Origin of the sequence: Burkholderia catarinensis (assembly GCF_001883705.2) — a bacterium.
Lineage (GTDB): Bacteria > Pseudomonadota > Gammaproteobacteria > Burkholderiales > Burkholderiaceae > Burkholderia > Burkholderia catarinensis.
This window is the reverse complement of record NZ_MDEQ02000028.1, coordinates 25,779-44,475: the sequence shown is the minus strand read 5'-3', so window position 1 is coordinate 44,475 and position 18,697 is coordinate 25,779. Positions and strand designations below refer to the sequence as shown.

At 66.8% G+C, this 18,697-nt stretch carries 16 protein-coding genes; 14 read left to right on the top strand and 2 right to left on the bottom strand.

What is annotated here, in order from left to right; genetic code table 11:
* Positions 1–5 precede the first annotated feature (5 nt).
* From ubiB to BFF94_RS31285, 12 genes are all read left to right on the top strand, one after another.
* A complete protein-coding gene (gene ubiB, locus BFF94_RS31340; protein ID WP_128849465.1) occupies positions 6–1,583 on the top strand; it encodes a ubiquinone biosynthesis regulatory protein kinase UbiB in 1,578 nt (525 codons plus the stop codon).
* 17 nt (positions 1,584–1,600) lie between these two features.
* On the top strand, positions 1,601–2,227 hold the full coding sequence (locus BFF94_RS31335; protein ID WP_128849468.1) for a class I SAM-dependent methyltransferase: 627 nt from the start codon (positions 1,601–1,603) through the stop codon (positions 2,225–2,227).
* 95 nt (positions 2,228–2,322) lie between these two features.
* On the top strand, positions 2,323–2,670 hold the full coding sequence (locus tag BFF94_RS31330) for an FmdB family zinc ribbon protein (protein WP_219140206.1): 348 nt from the start codon (positions 2,323–2,325) through the stop codon (positions 2,668–2,670).
* A 61-nt stretch (positions 2,671–2,731) separates the two neighbouring features.
* Positions 2,732–3,382: a DUF502 domain-containing protein gene (locus BFF94_RS31325; RefSeq protein ID WP_162285585.1), complete on the top strand. Its 651-nt coding sequence runs from the start codon at positions 2,732–2,734 to the stop codon at positions 3,380–3,382.
* A 67-nt stretch (positions 3,383–3,449) separates the two neighbouring features.
* Positions 3,450–5,252, top strand: a complete 1,803-nt coding sequence (aspS, locus tag BFF94_RS31320) for an aspartate--tRNA ligase (RefSeq protein WP_128849474.1) — start codon at positions 3,450–3,452, stop codon at positions 5,250–5,252.
* Between the two features lie 158 nt (positions 5,253–5,410).
* A complete protein-coding gene (gene nudB, locus BFF94_RS31315; protein WP_128849476.1) occupies positions 5,411–5,905 on the top strand; it encodes a dihydroneopterin triphosphate diphosphatase in 495 nt (164 codons plus the stop codon).
* Positions 5,902–7,176 (top strand): cardiolipin synthase ClsB, encoded by a 1,275-nt coding sequence (clsB, locus tag BFF94_RS31310; protein WP_128849478.1) that lies wholly within the window; start codon positions 5,902–5,904, stop codon positions 7,174–7,176. Before nudB ends, clsB begins: the two co-directional genes overlap by 4 nt.
* Before the next feature lie 202 nt (positions 7,177–7,378).
* Complete coding sequence (locus BFF94_RS31305; RefSeq protein WP_128849481.1) at positions 7,379–7,978, top strand: TetR/AcrR family transcriptional regulator; 600 nt, start codon at positions 7,379–7,381, stop codon at positions 7,976–7,978.
* A 58-nt stretch (positions 7,979–8,036) separates the two neighbouring features.
* On the top strand, positions 8,037–9,824 hold the full coding sequence (locus tag BFF94_RS31300) for an acyl-CoA dehydrogenase C-terminal domain-containing protein (protein WP_128849484.1): 1,788 nt from the start codon (positions 8,037–8,039) through the stop codon (positions 9,822–9,824).
* Between the two features lie 113 nt (positions 9,825–9,937).
* The gene (locus BFF94_RS31295) at positions 9,938–12,373 is read left to right on the top strand and encodes a 3-hydroxyacyl-CoA dehydrogenase/enoyl-CoA hydratase family protein (protein WP_128849487.1); all 2,436 of its coding nucleotides are present in this window, start codon (positions 9,938–9,940) and stop codon (positions 12,371–12,373) included.
* Positions 12,374–12,484: 111 nt separating this feature from the next.
* On the top strand, positions 12,485–13,684 hold the full coding sequence (locus BFF94_RS31290) for an acetyl-CoA C-acyltransferase (protein ID WP_128849490.1): 1,200 nt from the start codon (positions 12,485–12,487) through the stop codon (positions 13,682–13,684).
* A gap of 92 nt (positions 13,685–13,776) precedes the next feature.
* A complete protein-coding gene (locus BFF94_RS31285; RefSeq protein ID WP_128849492.1) occupies positions 13,777–14,544 on the top strand; it encodes an enoyl-CoA hydratase in 768 nt (255 codons plus the stop codon).
* Between the two features lie 75 nt (positions 14,545–14,619).
* On the opposite strand, the gene fdhD is transcribed toward BFF94_RS31285, so the two are convergent.
* On the bottom strand, positions 14,620–15,474 hold the full coding sequence (gene fdhD, locus BFF94_RS31280; protein WP_219140205.1) for a formate dehydrogenase accessory sulfurtransferase FdhD: 855 nt from the start codon (positions 15,472–15,474) through the stop codon (positions 14,620–14,622).
* 115 nt (positions 15,475–15,589) lie between these two features.
* Here fdhD and BFF94_RS31275 point away from each other — a divergent pair, with 115 nt between their 5' ends.
* A complete protein-coding gene (locus BFF94_RS31275) occupies positions 15,590–16,072 on the top strand; it encodes a nitrate reductase associated protein (protein WP_128849495.1) in 483 nt (160 codons plus the stop codon).
* 37 nt (positions 16,073–16,109) lie between these two features.
* Here BFF94_RS31275 and BFF94_RS31270 read toward each other — a convergent pair whose 3' ends face one another.
* On the bottom strand, positions 16,110–16,505 hold the full coding sequence (locus BFF94_RS31270) for an acyl-CoA thioesterase (RefSeq protein ID WP_128849498.1): 396 nt from the start codon (positions 16,503–16,505) through the stop codon (positions 16,110–16,112).
* A gap of 177 nt (positions 16,506–16,682) precedes the next feature.
* Here BFF94_RS31270 and BFF94_RS31265 point away from each other — a divergent pair, with 177 nt between their 5' ends.
* Positions 16,683–18,554: an ABCB family ABC transporter ATP-binding protein/permease gene (locus tag BFF94_RS31265; RefSeq protein WP_128849503.1), complete on the top strand. Its 1,872-nt coding sequence runs from the start codon at positions 16,683–16,685 to the stop codon at positions 18,552–18,554.
* Positions 18,555–18,697 lie beyond the last annotated feature (143 nt).

Here is an 18,697-nt window from a genome sequence, read left to right as displayed (position 1 = left end):
AGGGCATGCGCATTTTCCGTTTTATCAAGATTGTCTACACCGTCATCCGCTTTGGTCTCGACGAAGTCATGCTGTCCCGGATCGACGACCGGCGCGTGAAACTGCTGCTGCGGATCACGACCATCGGCCGCCGCTATTCCGATCCGCCCGCCGTGCGGCTGCGCCACGCGCTCGAAAGCCTCGGCCCGATCTTCGTGAAGTTCGGCCAGGTGCTGTCGACGCGCCGCGACCTGCTGTCGGTCGATTTCGCGAACGAACTCGCGAAGCTTCAGGACCAGGTGCCTCCGTTCGATTCGGCGGTCGCGATCGCGATCATCGAGAAGTCGCTCGGCGCGCCGGTCGACGAGCTGTTCGACGAATTCGAGCGTGAGCCGATCGCGAGCGCGTCGATCGCGCAGGTGCATTTCGCGAAGCTCAAGGAGGGCGTGCACGCGGGCAAGGCCGTTGCCGTCAAGGTGTTGCGCCCGAACATGCTGTCCGTGATCGACTCCGACCTCGCGCTGATGCGCGACATCGCGATCTGGACCGAGCGCATGTGGGCCGACGGCCGGCGCCTGAAGCCGCGCGAGGTCGTCGCCGAATTCGACAAATACCTGCACGACGAGCTCGACCTGATGCGCGAGGCCGCGAACGGCAGCCAGTTGCGCCGCAACTTCGCGGGCCTCGACCTGCTGCTCGTGCCCGAGATGTTCTGGGATTTCTCGACGTCGCAGGTGCTCGTGATGGAGCGCATGACCGGCGTGCCGATCAGCCAGGTCGAGACGCTGCGCTCGGCCGGCGTCGACATCAAGAAGCTCGCGCGCGAAGGCGTCGAGATCTTCTTCACGCAGGTGTTCCGCGACGGCTTCTTCCACGCGGACATGCACCCCGGCAACATCCAGGTGAGCCTCGACCCGAACACGTTCGGCCGCTACATCGCGCTCGATTTCGGGATCGTCGGCGCGCTGTCCGATTTCGACAAGAACTACCTCGCGCAGAACTTTCTCGCATTTTTCAAGCGCGACTACCACCGCGTCGCGACGCTTCACCTCGAATCGGGCTGGGTGCCGCCCGAGACGCGCGTCGAGGAGCTCGAAAGCGCGATCCGCGCCGTGTGCGAGCCGTATTTCGACCGTGCGCTGAAGGACATCTCGCTCGGCCAGGTGCTGATGCGCCTGTTCTCGACGTCGCGCCGCTTCAACGTCGAGATCCAGCCGCAACTCGTGCTGCTGCAGAAGACGATGCTGAACGTCGAAGGGCTCGGCCGCTCGCTCGACCCCGAACTCGATCTGTGGAAGACCGCGAAGCCGTACCTCGAGCGCTGGATGACCGAGCAGATTGGCCTGCGCGGCTGGTACGAGCGCTTCAAGGTCGAGGCGCCGCAGTGGAGCAAGACGCTGCCGCAACTGCCGCGCCTGATCCACCACGCGATGGCGGCGCGCCATGACGCGCCGCGCGCCGCGAGCGAGGACCTGATGCGCCAGATCCTCATCGAGCAGAAACGCACGAACCGGCTGTTGCAGGCGCTGCTGATCTTCGGCCTTGCCGTCGGCGTCGGGGCGCTCGTCGCGCGCGTGCTGCTCGCGCTTGCGTACGGCACATGACCGAAAGGAGCAGGGCGATGTCCGATCCGAAGCAACCGGCCGCACCGGCGGCCGCCGATTTCGCGACGCGCGACCCCGGCAACGCATCGTTCTGGGACGAGCGTTTCGAGCGCGGCGTGACGCCGTGGGAATTCGGCGGCGTGCCCGACGGCTTTCGCGTATTCGCGCACCGGCTCGAGCCGTGCACGGTGCTGATTCCCGGCTGCGGCAGTGCGCAGGAGGCCGGATGGCTCGCGCAGGCCGGCTGGCCCGTGCGTGCGATCGATTTCGCCGCGCAGGCGGTGGCCGCCGCGAAGGCGCAGCTCGGTGCGCACGCGGACGTCGTCGAGCAGGCCGACTTCTTCGCGTACCGGCCGCCGTTCGACGTGCAGTGGGTGTACGAGCGCGCGTTCCTGTGCGCGCTGCCGCCGGGTATGCGCGCCGACTATGCGGCACGGATGGCCGAGCTGCTGCCCGCGGACGGATTGCTGGCCGGCTATTTCTTCCTGATGGCGAAACCGAAGGGGCCGCCGTTCGGGATCGAGCGCGCCGAACTCGACGCGCTGCTCTCGCCGCACTTCGAACTGATCGAGGATTTGCCCGTGACCGATTCGCTGGCCGTATTCGAAGGGCACGAGCGCTGGCTCACGTGGCGCCGCCGCTGATGCCCGGGCGTCGCGGTCATTGCCGGAGTGCGCCGGGGTTTCAGCTATAATTCAAGGTTTTGCAAGCCGTTTCCAGTTTCTGCGGGAAAAATATCATGCCGATCTACGCCTATCGATGCGAAGCGTGTGGCTTCGCGAAGGACGTGCTCCAGAAGATGAGCGACGTGCCGCTGTCGCAGTGCCCGGAATGCGGGAAGGATGCGTTTCGCAAGCAGGTCACTGCCGCAGGCTTCCAGCTGAAGGGTTCGGGTTGGTATGTCACCGATTTCCGCGGCGGTTCGGCTGGTGCCAGCGCGCCGCCGACGGCGTCGGGCGACGCGGCGCCGGCAGCTCCGGCGGAAGCTTCACCCGCAGCGGCCGCGCCGGCTGCGGCGAGCAGTTCCGAAAGCACGACGACGAGCGCCGCGCCCGCCCCGGCTGCAGCGCCCGCCGCCAGCAGTTGACCGTCGCGGCCCGCCCGGGTCGCGACCAATCCGCGCCGCAGGCGCGGTTCATTGACGGCAGATGATGAAAAAGACGACCCTGAAATCGGTGTTTCTGACCGGCCTGCTGGTTCTCGTCCCGCTCGCGATCACGCTGTGGGTGCTCGGTCTCATCATCGGTACGATGGACCAGACGCTGCTCCTGCTGCCCGAATCGTGGCAGCCCGAGCGGCTGCTCGGCTTCCACCTGCCGGGGATCGGCGCGGTGCTGACGCTCGCGTTCATCTTCGTCGTCGGCCTGGCCACGCGGAACTTCATCGGCCAGAAGCTCGTCACGTGGTGGAACGCGGTCGTGCGTCACATCCCGGTCGTCGGGCCGATCTACACGAGCGTCAAGCAGGTGTCGGACACGCTGCTGTCGAGCAGCGGCAACGCGTTCCGCAAGGCGCTGCTGATCGAATACCCGCGCCGCGGCTCGTATACGATCGCGTTTCTGACCGGCACGCCCGGCGGCGACGTGGTCAACCATCTGACGGAAGAGTACGTGAGCGTGTACGTGCCCACGACGCCGAACCCGACGTCGGGCTTCTTCCTGATGCTGCCGAAGAGCGAAGTCATCGAACTCGACATGTCGGTCGATGCCGCGCTCAAGTACATCGTCTCGATGGGCGTCGTGGCGCCTACGGCGCCGGCTCCGGCGCCCGCCCGCCGCCCCGTCGAGCCGCCGCTGTAAGTAAAGAATCATCGCCCGGGCCGCGCGTCGCGGCGCCCGTTGATTAAACCGAACGAAAGCAAACATCATGTCGATGCGTACTGAATACTGCGGTCTCGTGACCGAACACCTGCTGGGCCAAACCGTGTCGCTGTGCGGCTGGGTGCAGCGCCGCCGCGATCACGGTGGTGTGATCTTCATCGACCTGCGCGATCGTGAAGGCCTCGTGCAGGTGGTGTGCGACCCGGATCGCGCGGAGATGTTCGCGACCGCCGAAGGCGTGCGCAACGAGTTCTGCGTGCAGGTGAAGGGCCTCGTGCGCAACCGTCCGGAAGGCACGGTCAACGCCGGGCTGAAGAGCGGCAAGATCGAAGTGCTGTGCCACGAGCTGACCGTGCTGAACGCGTCGGTCACGCCGCCGTTCCAGCTCGACGATGACAACCTGTCGGAAACGACGCGCCTCACGCACCGCGTGCTCGACCTGCGCCGTCCGCAGATGCAGCACAACCTGCGCCTGCGTTACCGCGTCGCGATCGAGGCGCGCAAGTACCTCGACGAGCAGGGCTTCATCGACATCGAAACGCCGATGCTGACGAAGAGCACGCCGGAAGGCGCGCGCGACTACCTCGTGCCGTCGCGCGTGAACGCGGGCCAGTTCTTCGCGCTGCCGCAGTCGCCGCAGCTGTTCAAGCAGCTGCTGATGGTCGCGAACTTCGACCGTTACTACCAGATCACCAAGTGCTTCCGCGACGAAGACCTCCGCGCCGACCGCCAGCCGGAATTCACGCAGATCGACTGCGAGACGTCGTTCCTCGGCGAGCAGGAAATCCGTGACCTGTTCGAAGACATGATCCGTCACATCTTCAAGACGACGATCGACGTCGAGCTCGACGCGACCTTCCCGGTGATGCCGTACTCGGAAGCGATGGCGCGTTTCGGTTCGGACAAGCCGGACCTGCGCGTGCAGCTCGAATTCACCGAGCTCACCGACGCGATGAAGGACGTCGACTTCAAGGTGTTCAGCACGCCGGCCAACGCGAAGGACGGCCGTGTCGCGGCGCTGCGCGTGCCGAAGGGCGGCGAACTGTCGCGCGGCGACATCGACGGCTACACGGAATTCGTGCGCATCTACGGCGCGAAGGGCCTCGCCTGGATCAAGGTCAACGAAAAGGCGAAGGGCCGCGACGGCCTGCAGAGCCCGATCGTCAAGAACCTGCACGACGCGTCGATCGCGGCGATCCTCGAGCGCACGGGCGCCGAAGACGGCGACATCATCTTCTTCGCGGCCGACCGCGCGAAGGTCGTCAACGACAGCCTCGGCGCGCTGCGCCTGAAGATCGGCCATTCGGAATTCGGCAAGGCAAGCGGCCTCGTCCAGGCCGGCTGGAAGCCGCTGTGGGTCGTCGACTTCCCGATGTTCGAATACGACGACGAAGATGCCCGTTACGTCGCTGCGCACCACCCGTTCACGAGCCCGAAGGACGAGCACCTCGAGTACCTCGAGACCGATCCGGGCCGCTGCCTCGCGAAGGCCTACGACATGGTGCTGAACGGCTGGGAAATCGGCGGCGGCTCGGTGCGTATCCACCGCGAGGAAGTGCAGAGCAAGGTGTTCCGCGCGCTGAAGATCGGCGCGGAAGAGGCTCAGCTCAAGTTCGGCTTCCTGCTCGACGCGCTGCAGTACGGTGCGCCGCCGCACGGCGGTATCGCATTCGGCCTCGACCGTATCGTCACGATGATGGCCGGTGCCGACTCGATCCGCGACGTGATCGCGTTCCCGAAGACGCAGCGTGCGCAGGATCTGCTCACGCAGGCGCCGAGCCCGGTCGACGAGCGCCAGCTGCGCGAACTGCACATCCGTCTGCGTCAGCCGGAGCAGCCGAAGGCGTAACGCGCGTCGCGCAGGTCGTGTGTGCGGCGACGCGCACACGACGCACATGAACAAGGCGCCGCGATGCGCCTTTTTCATTTTTTGCGGTACAGTCGCAGCACTTGCCGCACGTTCGGAGCACATGGCCGACGCACGGCCCCGTGCCGCGTGAAACAAAGATGACGAAGCCGCCGAAAATCCCCGAATCCGTTCTCGTCGTGATCTACACGCCCGACCTCGATGTGCTCGTGATCAAGCGTGCCGACCAGCCCGATTTCTGGCAATCGGTAACCGGCTCGAAGGACGCGCTCGACGAGCCGCTCGCGCTCACGGCCGCGCGCGAAGTCGCGGAGGAAACCGGCATTTCGGTCGGCACGGCGGACGTGCCGGCCACCGCGCTGGTCGACTGGCGCCACCGGATCGAATACACGATCTATCCGCAATACCTGCACCGCTATGCGCCGGGCGTCACGCGCAACGTCGAGCACTGGTTCGGCCTGTGCGTGCCGCGCCGTGTCGACGTGACGCTGTCGCCGCGCGAGCATGTCGACCATGCATGGCTGCCGTTCCGCGAGGCGGCCGCGCGCTGCTTCTCGCCGTCGAATGCCGAGGCGATCCTGCAATTGCCCGTGCGCGTGGCACTCGCGCGGGTGCCGCACGGCTCGTCCGCATGAATGCGGAGACCCGCAAGCGCTTCGCGCAATTGCGGCAGATGTTCCTGCAGGAACGCGGTTCCGCGTCGCGGCTCGCATTCACGTCGGGCAACACCGTGCGGCTGTGCGAGACCGGCGGCGAATTCTTCCACTCGCTGATCGAACGGATCGACGCCGCGCGCGAGCAGGTGATGCTCGAAACCTACATCTTCTGCGACGACGCGGCCGGCCGGCCGGTGTCGGACGCGCTGATCCGCGCGGCGCAGCGCGGCGTGCGCGTGCGCGTGATCACCGACGGCATCGGTACCGCGCGCCTGCCGCTGTTCGACACGTGGGTGCAATCCGGCGTCGAGCACTGCATCTACAACCGTTTCCTGTTCGGCCGCTTCGGCTTCTCCCGCACGCACCGCAAGCTCGCGGTGATCGATCACGCGAGCGCGTTCTGCGGCGGCATCAACATCATCGACGACTACGCGCAAAACGGCACGACGCTGCCGTTTCCGCGCTGGGATTTCGCGGTCGAGATGGCGGGGCCCGCGGTGTCCGACGTGCGCGCCGCGTTCGAGCTGCAATGGCACCGGATCCGGTTCGGCCACAAGCCGTATGCGCAATACGCGGCCGGGCTGCACGGCGGCGAAGCGTTCCCCGACATGTTCCGGCGCTGGATGCGCAGCCACCGCTGGATCAAGGCCGGCGCGCTGCGGGTCGTGACGGAGCCGAGCGTCGCGTTCGTCGCGCGCGACAACGTCGTGAACCGCCGCGCGATCGAGAAGGCCTATCTCGCGGCGATCGGCCAGGCGCGTCAGCAGATCCTGCTCGCGAATCCGTACTTCATGCCGGGCCGCAAGCTGCGCCGCGCGCTGACGGGCGCCGCGCGACGCGGCGTCGACGTGCGGATCCTGATCGGCCGCAAGGAGTTCGCGGCGCTCGATACGGCCGTGCCGTTCCTCTATCACGCGCTGCTGCGCGCGGGCGTGCGCGTCGCCGAATACGACAAGACGATGCTGCACGGCAAGGTGGCCGTGATCGACGACAACTGGGCGACGGTCGGCTCGTCGAACCTCGACGCGCTGAGCCTGATGCTGAACAATGAAGCGAACGTCGTGCTGGTGCGCTACGATGCAGTCACGAACGAACTGCGCGACGCGATCGCGGCCGCGTTCGCCGATGGCCGGGAGATCGACGCCGCCCGGTACGCCGCACGGCCGCGCATCGAGCGTATGCTGAACTGGCTCGCGTACAACACCTACCGCCTCGTGATGAAGGCGCTGACGGTCGGCAGTTACGACTAAGGCTGCGACTAAGCGTTCGCTTCAAAAAATCTGTCCGCACGTTCGTGCGGAAAAGCCGCTCCGGTCCCGCCGGAATCGCGCAAAATAGCGGCTCGGTTAGACACCGGTTTCTAATAATTTCCTTGTTTCGCGAGCGGCCGCACTCAATAATAGTACGGCCGTTCGATTTTATTCGAACCCCCGAACGGTTATAGAAATAGCTATGCGAAAAGGCGAACAGACGCGTGCCGCGATACTTGAAGCTGCTTTGGACCTCGCCAGCCGTGATGGGCTGGAGGGGCTGACGATCGGCCTGCTGGCCGAGCGCATGCAGATGAGCAAGAGCGGCGTGTTCGCGCACTTCGGATCGCGCGAGGACCTGCAGGTCGAGGTCGTCCGCGAGTATCACCATCGTTTCGAAAACGAGGTGTTCTTTCCGAGCCTGCGCGAGTCGCGCGGTCTACCGCGTCTGCGGGCGATGCTGGCGCGCTGGATCGAGAAGCGCATCCAGGAGGTGACGACCGGGTGCATCTACATCAGCGGTGCAGTGGAGTACGACGACCGGCCGGACAGCCCCGTGCGCGAGCAGTTGATCGCGAGCGTGACAGCCTGGCGTGCGGCGTTGCTGCGCGCGATTTCGCAGGCGATGGAAGAGGGGCATCTGCGCCCGGACACCGATCCGGACCTGATGCTCTTCGAGTTGTACAGCTTCACGCTCGGTCTGCATCACGACGCGCGCTTCCTGCATTCGCCGGATGCCGTGCGCCTCACGTGGGCCGCGCTGGAAAAGACGATTGTTTCGTATCAGAGCGAGAGCCGTTAGCGGCGCGTGACCCGCCCGCCAGGAGCTCGAGCCGTTTTGCCCACCTTTGGAGAGAGTCATGGGACAGTACGCCGCGCCGCTGCGCGACATGCAATTCGTGTTGCACGAGCTTCTGAACGTCGAAGCCGAGGTCAAGCAAATGCCGCGGCATGCGGACCTCGACGCCGACACGATCAACCAGGTCCTCGAGGAAGCGGGCAAGTTCTGCTCCGAGGTACTGTTCCCGCTGAACCAGGTCGGCGACCGCGAAGGCTGCACGTATGAAGGCGACGGCGTCGTGAAGACCCCGACCGGCTTCAAGGAGGCCTACCGGCAATACGTCGAGGCCGGCTGGCCGGCGCTCGGCTGCGATCCGGACTACGGCGGCCAGGGCCTGCCCGCGTTCGTGAACAACGCGCTCTACGAAATGATGAATTCGGCGAACCAGGCATGGACGATGTATCCGGGCCTGTCGCACGGCGCGTACGAATGCGTGCACGCGCACGGCTCGCCGGAACTGCAGAAGGCCTACCTGCCGAAGCTCGTGACGGGCGAATGGACGGGCACGATGTGCCTGACCGAACCGCACTGCGGCACCGACCTCGGCATCCTGCGCACCAAGGCTGAACCGAACGGCGACGGTTCCTACTCGATCAGCGGCACGAAGATCTTCATCTCGAGCGGCGAACACGACATGGCGGAGAACATCGTCCACCTCGTGCTCGCGCGCCTGCCGGAAGCGCCGCAGGGCACGAAGGGCATCTCGCTGTTCATCGTGCCGAAGTTCGTTCCCGATGCGTCGGGCGCGCCGGGCGAGCGCAACGGCGTCAAGTGCGGCTCGATCGAGCACAAGATGGGCATCCACGGCAACGCAACCTGCGTGATCAACCTCGACAACGCGAAGGGCTGGATGGTCGGCGAGCCGAACAAGGGCTTGAACGCGATGTTCGTGATGATGAACGCGGCCCGCCTCGGCGTCGGCGCGCAGGGCCTCGGCCTCACGGAGGTCGCTTACCAGAACTCGCTCGCGTATGCGAAGGAGCGCCTGCAGATGCGCTCGCTGACGGGCCCGAAGGCACCGGACAAGCCGGCCGACCCGATCATCGTGCACCCGGACGTGCGCCGCATGCTGCTCACGCAGAAGGCCTACGCGGAAGGTGCGCGCGCGTTCACCTACTGGTCGGCGCTGCAGATCGACAAGGAACTGTCGCACGGCGATGAAGCGGTGCGCAAGGAATCGGCCGACCTCGTCGCGCTGCTCACGCCGATCATCAAGGCGTTCCTGACCGACAACGCGTTCGAGTGCACGAACCACGCGATGCAGATCTACGGCGGCCACGGCTTCATCTCCGAGTGGGGCATGGAGCAGTACGTGCGCGACGCGCGGATCAACATGATCTACGAAGGCACGAACTCGATCCAGTCGCTCGACCTGCTGGGCCGCAAGGTGCTCGGCGACATGGGTGCGAAGCTGAAGAAGTTCGGCAAGCTCGTCACGGAATTCGCGGAAGCCGAAGGTGTGAAGCCGGAGATGGCCGAGTTCATCAACCCGCTCGCCGACATCGGCGACAAGGTGCAGAAGCTGACGATGGAAATCGGCATGAAGGCGATGCAGAACCCGGACGAAGTCGGCGCTGCCGCCGTACCGTACCTGCGCACCGTCGGCCATCTGGTGTTCTCGTACTTCTGGGCGCGGATGGCGCGCCTCGCACTCGACAACGAAGCATCGGGCGATCCGTTCTACAAGTCGAAGCTCGCGACGGCCCGCTTCTACTTCGCGCGCCTGCTGCCCGAGACGGCGTCGACGATCCGCGCCGCGCGCGCCGGCTCGAAGACGCTGATGGAAGTCGACGAATCGTTGTTCTGACGCGAGTCCGGGCGGTGCGCGATGCGCGCCGCCCGAACGCAACGGTTCCTGGTACTCACTACGCCGTGCAGCCCTCACCTCCCGCGCTGCACGACACCATCCGGAGACATCCCGTGAGCAATTTCCTGATTCGCAAGGTCGCCGTGCTGGGCGCCGGCGTGATGGGCGCGCAGATCGCCGCGCACCTCATCAACGCGCGCGTGCCGGTGCTGCTGTTCGACCTGCCGGCCAAGGAAGGCCCGAAAAACGCGATCGCGCTGAAGGCGATCGAGAACCTGAAGAAGTTGTCGCCCGCGCCGTTCGGCGTGAAGGACGACGCGAAGTACCTCGAAGCAGCGAACTACGAAGACGACATCGCGAAGCTCGCCGAGTGCGACGTCGTGATCGAGGCGATCGCCGAGCGGATGGACTGGAAGCACGACCTGTACAAGAAGGTCGCGCCGCACATCGCACCGAACGCGATCTTCGCGACCAACACGTCGGGCCTGTCGATCACGAAGCTGTCCGAAGGTTTCTCGGACGAGCTGAAGTCGCGCTTCTGCGGCGTGCACTTCTTCAACCCGCCGCGCTACATGCACCTCGTCGAGCTGATCCCGACCGCGCATACGCGTCCGGAGATCCTCGACCAGCTCGAGACGTTCCTGACGAGCATCGTCGGCAAGGGCGTCGTGCGCGCGAAGGACACGCCGAACTTCATCGCGAACCGCGTCGGCATCTTCTCGATCCTCGCGGTGATCACCGAGGCCGCGAAGTTCGGCCTGCGCTTCGACGAAGTCGACGACCTGACGGGCAGCCGCCTCGGTCGCGCGAAGTCGGCGACGTTCCGCACCGCGGACGTGGTCGGCCTCGACACGATGGCGCACGTGATCAAGACGATGCAGGACAACCTCGCCGATGATCCGTTCTTCCCGGTCTACCAGACGCCCGCCGTGCTCGCCGAACTGGTGAAGCAGGGCGCGCTCGGCCAGAAGACGGGCGGCGGTTTCTACAAGAAGGAAGGCAAGGCGATCAAGGTGCTCGACGCGAAGACGGGCAGCTACGTCGACGCCGGCGCGAAGGCCGACGAAACCGTCGGCCGCATCCTGAAGCGTCCGCCGGCCGAGCGCCTGAAGCTGCTGCGCGAGACGGACCATCCGCACGCGCAGTTCCTGTGGTCGATCTTCCGCGACGTGTTCCACTACATCGGCGTGCATCTCGAATCGATCGCCGACAACGCGCGCGACGTCGACCTCGCGATCCGCTGGGGTTTCGGCTGGAACGAAGGCCCGTTCGAAGGCTGGCAGGCTGCCGGCTGGAAGCAGGTCGCCGAGTGGGTGCAGGAAGACATCGCGGCCGGCAAGGCGCTCGCGAACGTGCCGCTGCCGTCGTGGGTGCTCGAAGGCGTGGTCGCCGAGAAGGGCGGCGTGCATACGGCCGAAGGCTCGTGGGCGCCGGCGGCGCAGCGCTTCGTGCCGCGCTCGGACCTCGCGGTCTACGGCAAGCAGGTATTCCGCGCGCCGCTGCTCGGCGAAGCGGGAGCCGATCCGAAGTCGTACGGCAAGACGCTGTTCGAGACCGACGCGGTGCGCGCATGGGTCGACGACCGTGCCGGTGAAGACGACGTCGTGATCGTGTCGTTCAAGTCGAAGATGAACACGATCGGGCCGAGCGTGATCGACGGCCTCGTGCAGGCGATCGAGCTCGCGGAGAAGGACTACAAGGGCGTGGTGATCTGGCAGCCGACGTCGCTGAAGCTCGGCACGCCGGGCGGCCCGTTCTCGGCCGGCGCGAACCTCGAAGAGGCGATGCCCGCGTTCATGATGGGCGGCGCGAAAGGCATCGAGCCGTTCGTGAAGAAGTTCCAGGAAGGCATGCTGCGCGTGAAGTACGCGAACGTGCCGGTCGTCGCGGCCGTGTCGGGCATCGCGCTCGGCGGCGGGTGCGAGCTGATGCTGCACAGCGCGAAGCGCGTCGTGCACGTCGAGAGCTACATCGGTCTCGTCGAAGTGGGCGTCGGCCTCGTGCCGGCGGGCGGCGGCCTGAAGGAAGCGGCGCTGCGCGCGGCGGACGCCGCCACGGCCGCGAACGCGACCACCGACATCCTGAAGTTCGTCACGAAGTCGTTCGAGAACGCGGCGATGGCGAAGGTCTCGGCGTCCGCGCACGATGCGCGCGCGATGGGCTACCTGAAGCCGTCCGACACGATCATCTTCAACGTGTTCGAGCTGCTCGACACCGCGAAGAAGGAAGCGCGTGCGCTGGCCGCAGCCGGCTACCGTGCACCGCTGCGGGCGAAGGATGTGCCGGTCGCGGGCCGCTCGGCGATCGCGACGATCAAGGCATCGCTCGTCAACATGCGCGACGGCCGCTTCATCAGCGACCACGACTACCTGATCGCGAGCCGCATCGCCGAAGCCGTGTGCGGCGGCGACGTCGAAGCCGGCAGCCTCGTCGACGAGCAGTGGCTGCTCGCGCTGGAGCGCCGCGCGTTCGTCGAGCTGCTCGGCACGCAAAAGACGCAGGAACGGATCATGGGCATGTTGCAGACCGGCAAGCCGGTGCGTAACTGAGGACTGTGTTCGAGGCCGGAGTCGGCGCTAACGCACCGACTCCGGCCGATCGCCAAGGCATGGGGCCTGAGTAAGCGCTGAAGCGCCAACTCGGGCCGACAGGAGCTTCAAATGAGCAAACAACTGCAAGACGCATACATCGTCGCCGCCAGCCGCACGCCGATCGGCAAGGCCCCGCGCGGTGTCTTCAAGAACACGCGCCCCGACGAGCTGCTGGTTCACGCGATCAGGTCGGCGGTCGCGCAGGTGCCCGGCTTCGACACGAAGCTGATCGAGGACGCGATCATCGGCTGCGCGATTCCGGAAGCCGAGCAGGGCCTGAACGTCGCGCGGATGGGCGCGCTGCTCGCGGGCCTGCCGCAGACGGTCGGCGGTGTGACGGTCAACCGCTTCTGCGCGTCGGGCATCACGGCGCTCGCGATGGCGGCCGACCGCATCCGCGTCGGCGAGTCGGACGCGCTGTTCGCGGGCGGCTGCGAATCAATGAGCATGGTGCCGATGATGGGCAACAAGCCGTCGATGTCGCCGCACATCTTCGATCGCAACGAAGATTTCGGCATCGCTTACGGGATGGGCCTGACGGCCGAGCGCGTCGCCGATCAGTGGAAGGTGAGCCGCGAAGACCAGGACGCGTTCTCGGTCGAGTCGCACCGCAAGGCGCTCGCCGCGCAGCAGGCCGGCGAGTTCAACGACGAGATCGCCGCGTACACGCTCACCGAGCGTTTCCCGAACCTCGCGACGGGCGAAGTCGACGTGAAGACGCGCGAGATCGCGCTCGACGAAGGTCCGCGCGCGGATACGTCGATCGAAGGCCTCGCGAAGCTGCGCACGGTGTTCGCGAACAAGGGTTCGGTCACGGCCGGCAACAGCTCGCAGACGTCGGACGGCGCGGGCGCGCTGCTCGTGGTGTCGGAGAAGGTGCTCAAGGAATTCAACCTGACGCCGCTCGCGCGCTTCGTGAGCTTCGCGGTGCGCGGCGTGCCGCCGGAAATCATGGGCATCGGTCCGAAGGAAGCGATTCCGGCCGCGCTGAAGGCCGCGGGCCTGAAGCAGGACGATCTCGACTGGATCGAGCTGAACGAGGCGTTCGCCGCGCAGTCGCTGGCGGTGATTCGCGATCTCGGCCTCGACCCGTCGAAGGTCAACCCGCTGGGCGGCGCGATCGCGCTCGGCCACCCGCTCGGCGCGACCGGCGCGATCCGCGCGGCGACCGTCGTGCACGGCCTGCGCCGCCGCAACCTGAAGTACGGGATGGTCACGATGTGCGTCGGCACCGGCATGGGCGCCGCGGGCATCATCGAACGCCTGTAAGCGGGACGCGACGAAAAGCGACGACGGTGCGCGGGCCACGAGCTCGCGCACCGTTTTTTCATTCCGGTAGAGGAAAGTCAAAGGAGACGGTTGTGGCCGAAATTCAAGTGGAACGCGCCGAAGGCGTGATGACGATCACGATCGCGCGCCCGGCGAAGAAGAACGCGCTGACGGCGGCGATGTACCAGACGATGGCCGATGCGCTCGCCGATGCGCAGGAAGACAAGGCGGTCCGCGTGATCCTGCTGCGCGGCAGCGACGGCAATTTCAGCGCGGGGAACGATCTCGAGGATTTCCTGAAGTCGCCGCCGAAGGACGACACCGCATCGGTGTTCCAGTTTCTCGCGCGGATCAGCAGCGCGGGCAAGCCGATCGTGGCCGCGGTGCCGGGCCTCGCGATCGGTGTCGGCGTAACGATGCTGCTGCACTGCGATCTGGTCTACGCGGCCGATACCGCGACGTTCTCGCTGCCGTTCGCGCAGCTCGGGCTGTGCCCGGAAGCCGCGTCGAGTGCGCTGCTGCCGCGCCTGGCCGGCCATCAGGTCGCCGCCGAGAAGCTGCTGCTCGGCGAGGCGTTCGACGCGCTGGAAGCGTACCGGATCGGCATCGTCAACCGCGTGCTGCCGGCTGCCGAGCTCGACGCGTTCGCGGCGAAGCAGGCGGCGAAGCTCGCGGCGCTGCCGGCGGCGTCGCTGCGCGTGACGAAGGCGCTGCTGAAGGATACGGGCGGCGTGGCGACGCCCGCACGGATGGCCGAGGAAGCGGGCCACTTCGCCGCGATGCTGCGCGCGCCGGAAGCGCGCGAGGCGATGACGGCGTTCTTCGAGAAGCGCAAGCCGGATTTCCGTCAGTTCGACTGACGGAGCAGGTCGCGCCGGCGGCGGATCGCGGGCGCGCGCCGGCGGCGGATCGCCGGCGCGCGCCCGCGTTCGCGATCAGGCTGTGCCGTAGTCGACGTGGCCGGTTTCGCGGCAGAAGCTGACGAGCCGCAAGCCGGCCGCCTTCGCGATCTCGATCGCGAGCGACGACGGCGCGGAGATCGTCGCGACCAGCGGGATGCCGACCCGGGCGGCCTTGCGCACGAGCTCGTAGCTCGCGCGGCTCGACAGGAACACGAAGCCGTCGGTCGCGTCGGCGCGCGACAGCACGAGCGAGCCGATCAGCTTGTCGAGCGCGTTGTGGCGGCCGACATCCTCGAACGCGATCCCGATCGCGCCTGTTGCGTCGCACCACGCGGCCGCATGCAGGCCGCCCGTGAGCTGCGTAAGCGCCTGGTGGGCCGGCAGCGCATGTGCCGCGCGCGCCAGCGCGTCGGGCGCGAGGCGCGCGAGAAAGTCCGTGTCGGGCACGCGTTCGGGCGCAAGGTCGAGCAGGTCGATGCTTTCGATTCCGCATACGCCGCAGCCCGTGCGCCCCGCGAGTGCGCGGCGCCGGTCCTTCAGCGCGGCGAACGCCTGCTGGACGACCTCAAGGTGGACCTCCGCGTGCGGCAGCGGCGCGTCGGCGTGCAGGATCACCTCGATGTCCTTGATGTCGCTGCCGCGCGCGACGATCCCTTCCGAGATCGCGAAGCCGACCGCGAACGCTTCGAGGTCGCACGGCGTACACATCATCACCGCATGCGAGATGCCGTTGAAAACGAGGGCGACGGGCCATTCCTGGCCCACGTAGTCGTGCGCGGTTTCGACGGCGCCGCCGCGCGTGCGGCGAACGGACAATTCGATCGCGCCGCGCGGTTCGGTGCGCGGTTCGTCGCGCAGTTCACCGGATTCGGTCGGATTCACGAGCACTCCCGTTGGTTCGAAGCACGGCCGGCGACAATCGTGTCCGCCGCCCGCGCGCAGAGGTTCTAAAATACCTCAGGCAGGCCAGCCGCGCCGGCATCCGCCACATCAGGTAACGACCATGGGACTCAGCGACGCTCCATTGCTATTCAACTTCGAACACGATTCGTCGGAAAACCTGACGTACATCCCGATGATCGTGCGTTTCAATCTCGACCGTTTCGGTCTGCGGATTTCGCTCGAGCAGTGGCAGTTGCTGCCGCTCGAGGACCGCAAGCTGCTCGCGTGCTTTCCGGCCGACGACGACATCGCGATCGAGCCCAACTTCGATCACGCGCTGTTCGAAATGCTGCGCACGCACGCCGATCTGGAACCGTCGTGGTTCCAGCCGGACGAGCTGCCGAGCTGGCGCGCCGTCGACACGGTGCCGGCGTCGCTCGTGCAGCAGAGCGCGCTGGCCGGGCTGACGGCGCCCGAGCTCGCACAGTGGCAGCGGCTCGCGCCGTTCCAGCGCTACGTGCTGGTGAAGCTGTCGCGCAAGCCGAAGCTGAATCACGATTTCCTGCCCGCGATGCGGGAGTTCGGGCTGACGGCCACGCACTGACGGGACGCGTGCCGCGCCGTCGCGCGGCGCTCGCCGGTCAGAGCGGCGGCAGTGGCCGCGGCTTGCGGTCCGGGCCGGTCGCGACGTACGTGAGCGTCGCTTCGGTGACCCTCACGATTTCGCCCATCAGGCGCATGCGCTGTGCGTACACCTCGACGTCGACCGTGATCGACGTGTTGCCGGTGCGCGTGATGGTCGCGTAGAAGCTGAGCAGATCGCCGACGAACACCGGCTGCTTGAACACGAACGAGTTGACCGCGACCGTCGCGACGCGGCCGTTCGCGCGCTGGCTCGCGGGGATCGAACCGGCGATGTCGACCTGGGACATGATCCAGCCGCCGAACACGTCGCCGTGGACATTCGCGTCGTGCGGTTGCGGGACGACGCGCAGCGCGGGCTGCTTTTGCGGGAGTTCGAGGGTCGAATCGGTCATGGCGGGGGCTTTCATCCTGTAATAAATGCGCCGCCACGCGCAGGCCGGCCGGCGAGGCCGCCGGCAGCGGCGCGAAGCGGCTTCTGCGACAATACAACGTCCGCAAATTGTACGAGAAAGCGCGCGAGCCGGTCGCCGATACATGCGCCCGGCACCGCCGCCGATCCTTCCCCCTCCATGCGCCGATTTCCTGCTTCCGGCGAGCCCGCGCCGGCTTCGACCGGGCCCCGCAACGACTGGCAGACCATCCGGTCGCTGCTGCCGTACCTCGTCACCTACAAATGGCGCGTCGCGCTCGCGCTCGGCTGCCTGATCGGCGCGAAGGTCGCGAACCTCGGCGTGCCGGTCGTGATGAAGCGCATCGTCGACCACCTGTCCTACGTGCAACAGATCACCGCGCTCGGCCGCGCCGAACAGTCGGCGGCCATCGTGCTCGCGGGCGGCGTCGGGCTGCTGGTCGTCGCGTATGCGTTCGTGCGGCTGTCGACGTCGCTGTTCACCGAGCTGCGCGAGATCCTGTTCTCGAAGGTTACCGAGAGCGCGGTGCGCCAGCTCGCGCTGCAGGTGTTCCGGCACTTGCACGGGCTGTCGCTGCGGTTTCATCTGGAGCGCCAGACAGGCGGCATGTCGCGCGACATCGAACGCGGCACGCGCGGCATCCAGCAACTGATTTCCTATTCGCTGTACAGCATCCTGCCGACGCTCGTCGAGGTCGGGCTCGTGCTCGGCTTCTTCGTGGTCAAGTACGAGGCCTATTACGCATACGTGACGTTCGCGGCGCTGGTCACGTACATCGTGTTCACCGTGAAGGTCACCAACTGGCGCACGCATTTCCGCCGCACGATGAACGAACTCGATTCGCGCGCGAACTCGCGGGCGATCGATTCGCTGATCAACTATGAGACGGTGAAGTATTTCGGCAACGAGGAGTGGGAGGCGCAGCGCTACGACGAGAACCTGAAGCGCTACCGGAAGGCCGCGATCCGCTCGCAGAACTCGCTGTCGGTGCTGAACTTCGGCCAGCAGGCGATCATCGGCACGGGGCTCGTGTTCATCCTGTGGCGCGCGACCCAGGGCGTGCTCGCAGGCAAGCTGACGCTCGGCGATCTCGTGCTGATCAACACGTTCATGCTGCAGCTCTATATCCCGCTGAACTTCCTCGGCGTCGTCTATCGCGAGCTGAAGCAGAGCCTGACCGACATGGACCGGATGTTCGGGCTGCTGTCGGCCGCGAAGGAAGTCGCGGACCGGCCCGATGCGCGGCCGCTCGCGGTGACCGGCGCGCAACTGCGCTTCGAACACGTGAACTTCGCCTATGAGCCGGAGCGGCAGATCCTGCACGACGTGACGTTCACGGTCGACGCGGGCACGACGACCGCGGTGGTCGGCCACAGCGGCTCGGGGAAGTCGACGCTGTCGCGCCTGCTGTTCCGCTTCTACGATCTCGACCGGCAGGCGGGCGGCGCGATCCGGATCGACGGCCAGGACATTCGCGACGTCACGCAGGACTCGCTGCGCGCGTCGATCGGGATCGTGCCGCAGGACACCGTGCTGTTCAACGACTCGATCTACTACAACATCGCGTACGGCCGGCCGACCGCGACCCGCGACGAGGTGATCGCGGCCGCGCGCGCCGCGCACATCCACGATTTCATCGAAAGCTTGCCGAAGGGCTATGACACGCCGGTCGGCGAGCGCGGGCTGAAGCTGTCGGGCGGCGAGAAGCAGCGCGTCGCGATCGCGCGCACGCTGCTGAAGGATCCGCCGGTGCTGCTGTTCGACGAAGCGACGTCGGCGCTCGATTCGCGCTCGGAGCGCGCGATCCAGCATGAACTCGACCAGATCGCGCGGCATCGCACGACGCTCGTGATCGCGCACCGGCTGTCGACGGTCGTGCACGCGCAGCAGATCCTGGTGATGGACCACGGACGGATCGTCGAGCGCGGCACGCACGACGAACTCGTGCGCGCCGACGGGCTGTATGCGCAGATGTGGGCGCTGCAGCAGCAGCGCGCGGCGGCCGGCGGGGAAGAGGCCGAGGCCGCTTGAGTCCACGCGCGCCGCAGGTTGCGGCGTGCGGCTGGCAGGGCGGTTTCCCGGAAGACGGGGCGCGGGTGGTGCCGACGTGCGGGTCGGGCATGGCGCCGGATGGCCTCACGCCGGCCGGGCCGCTTGCCCGGCGGTTGCACGCC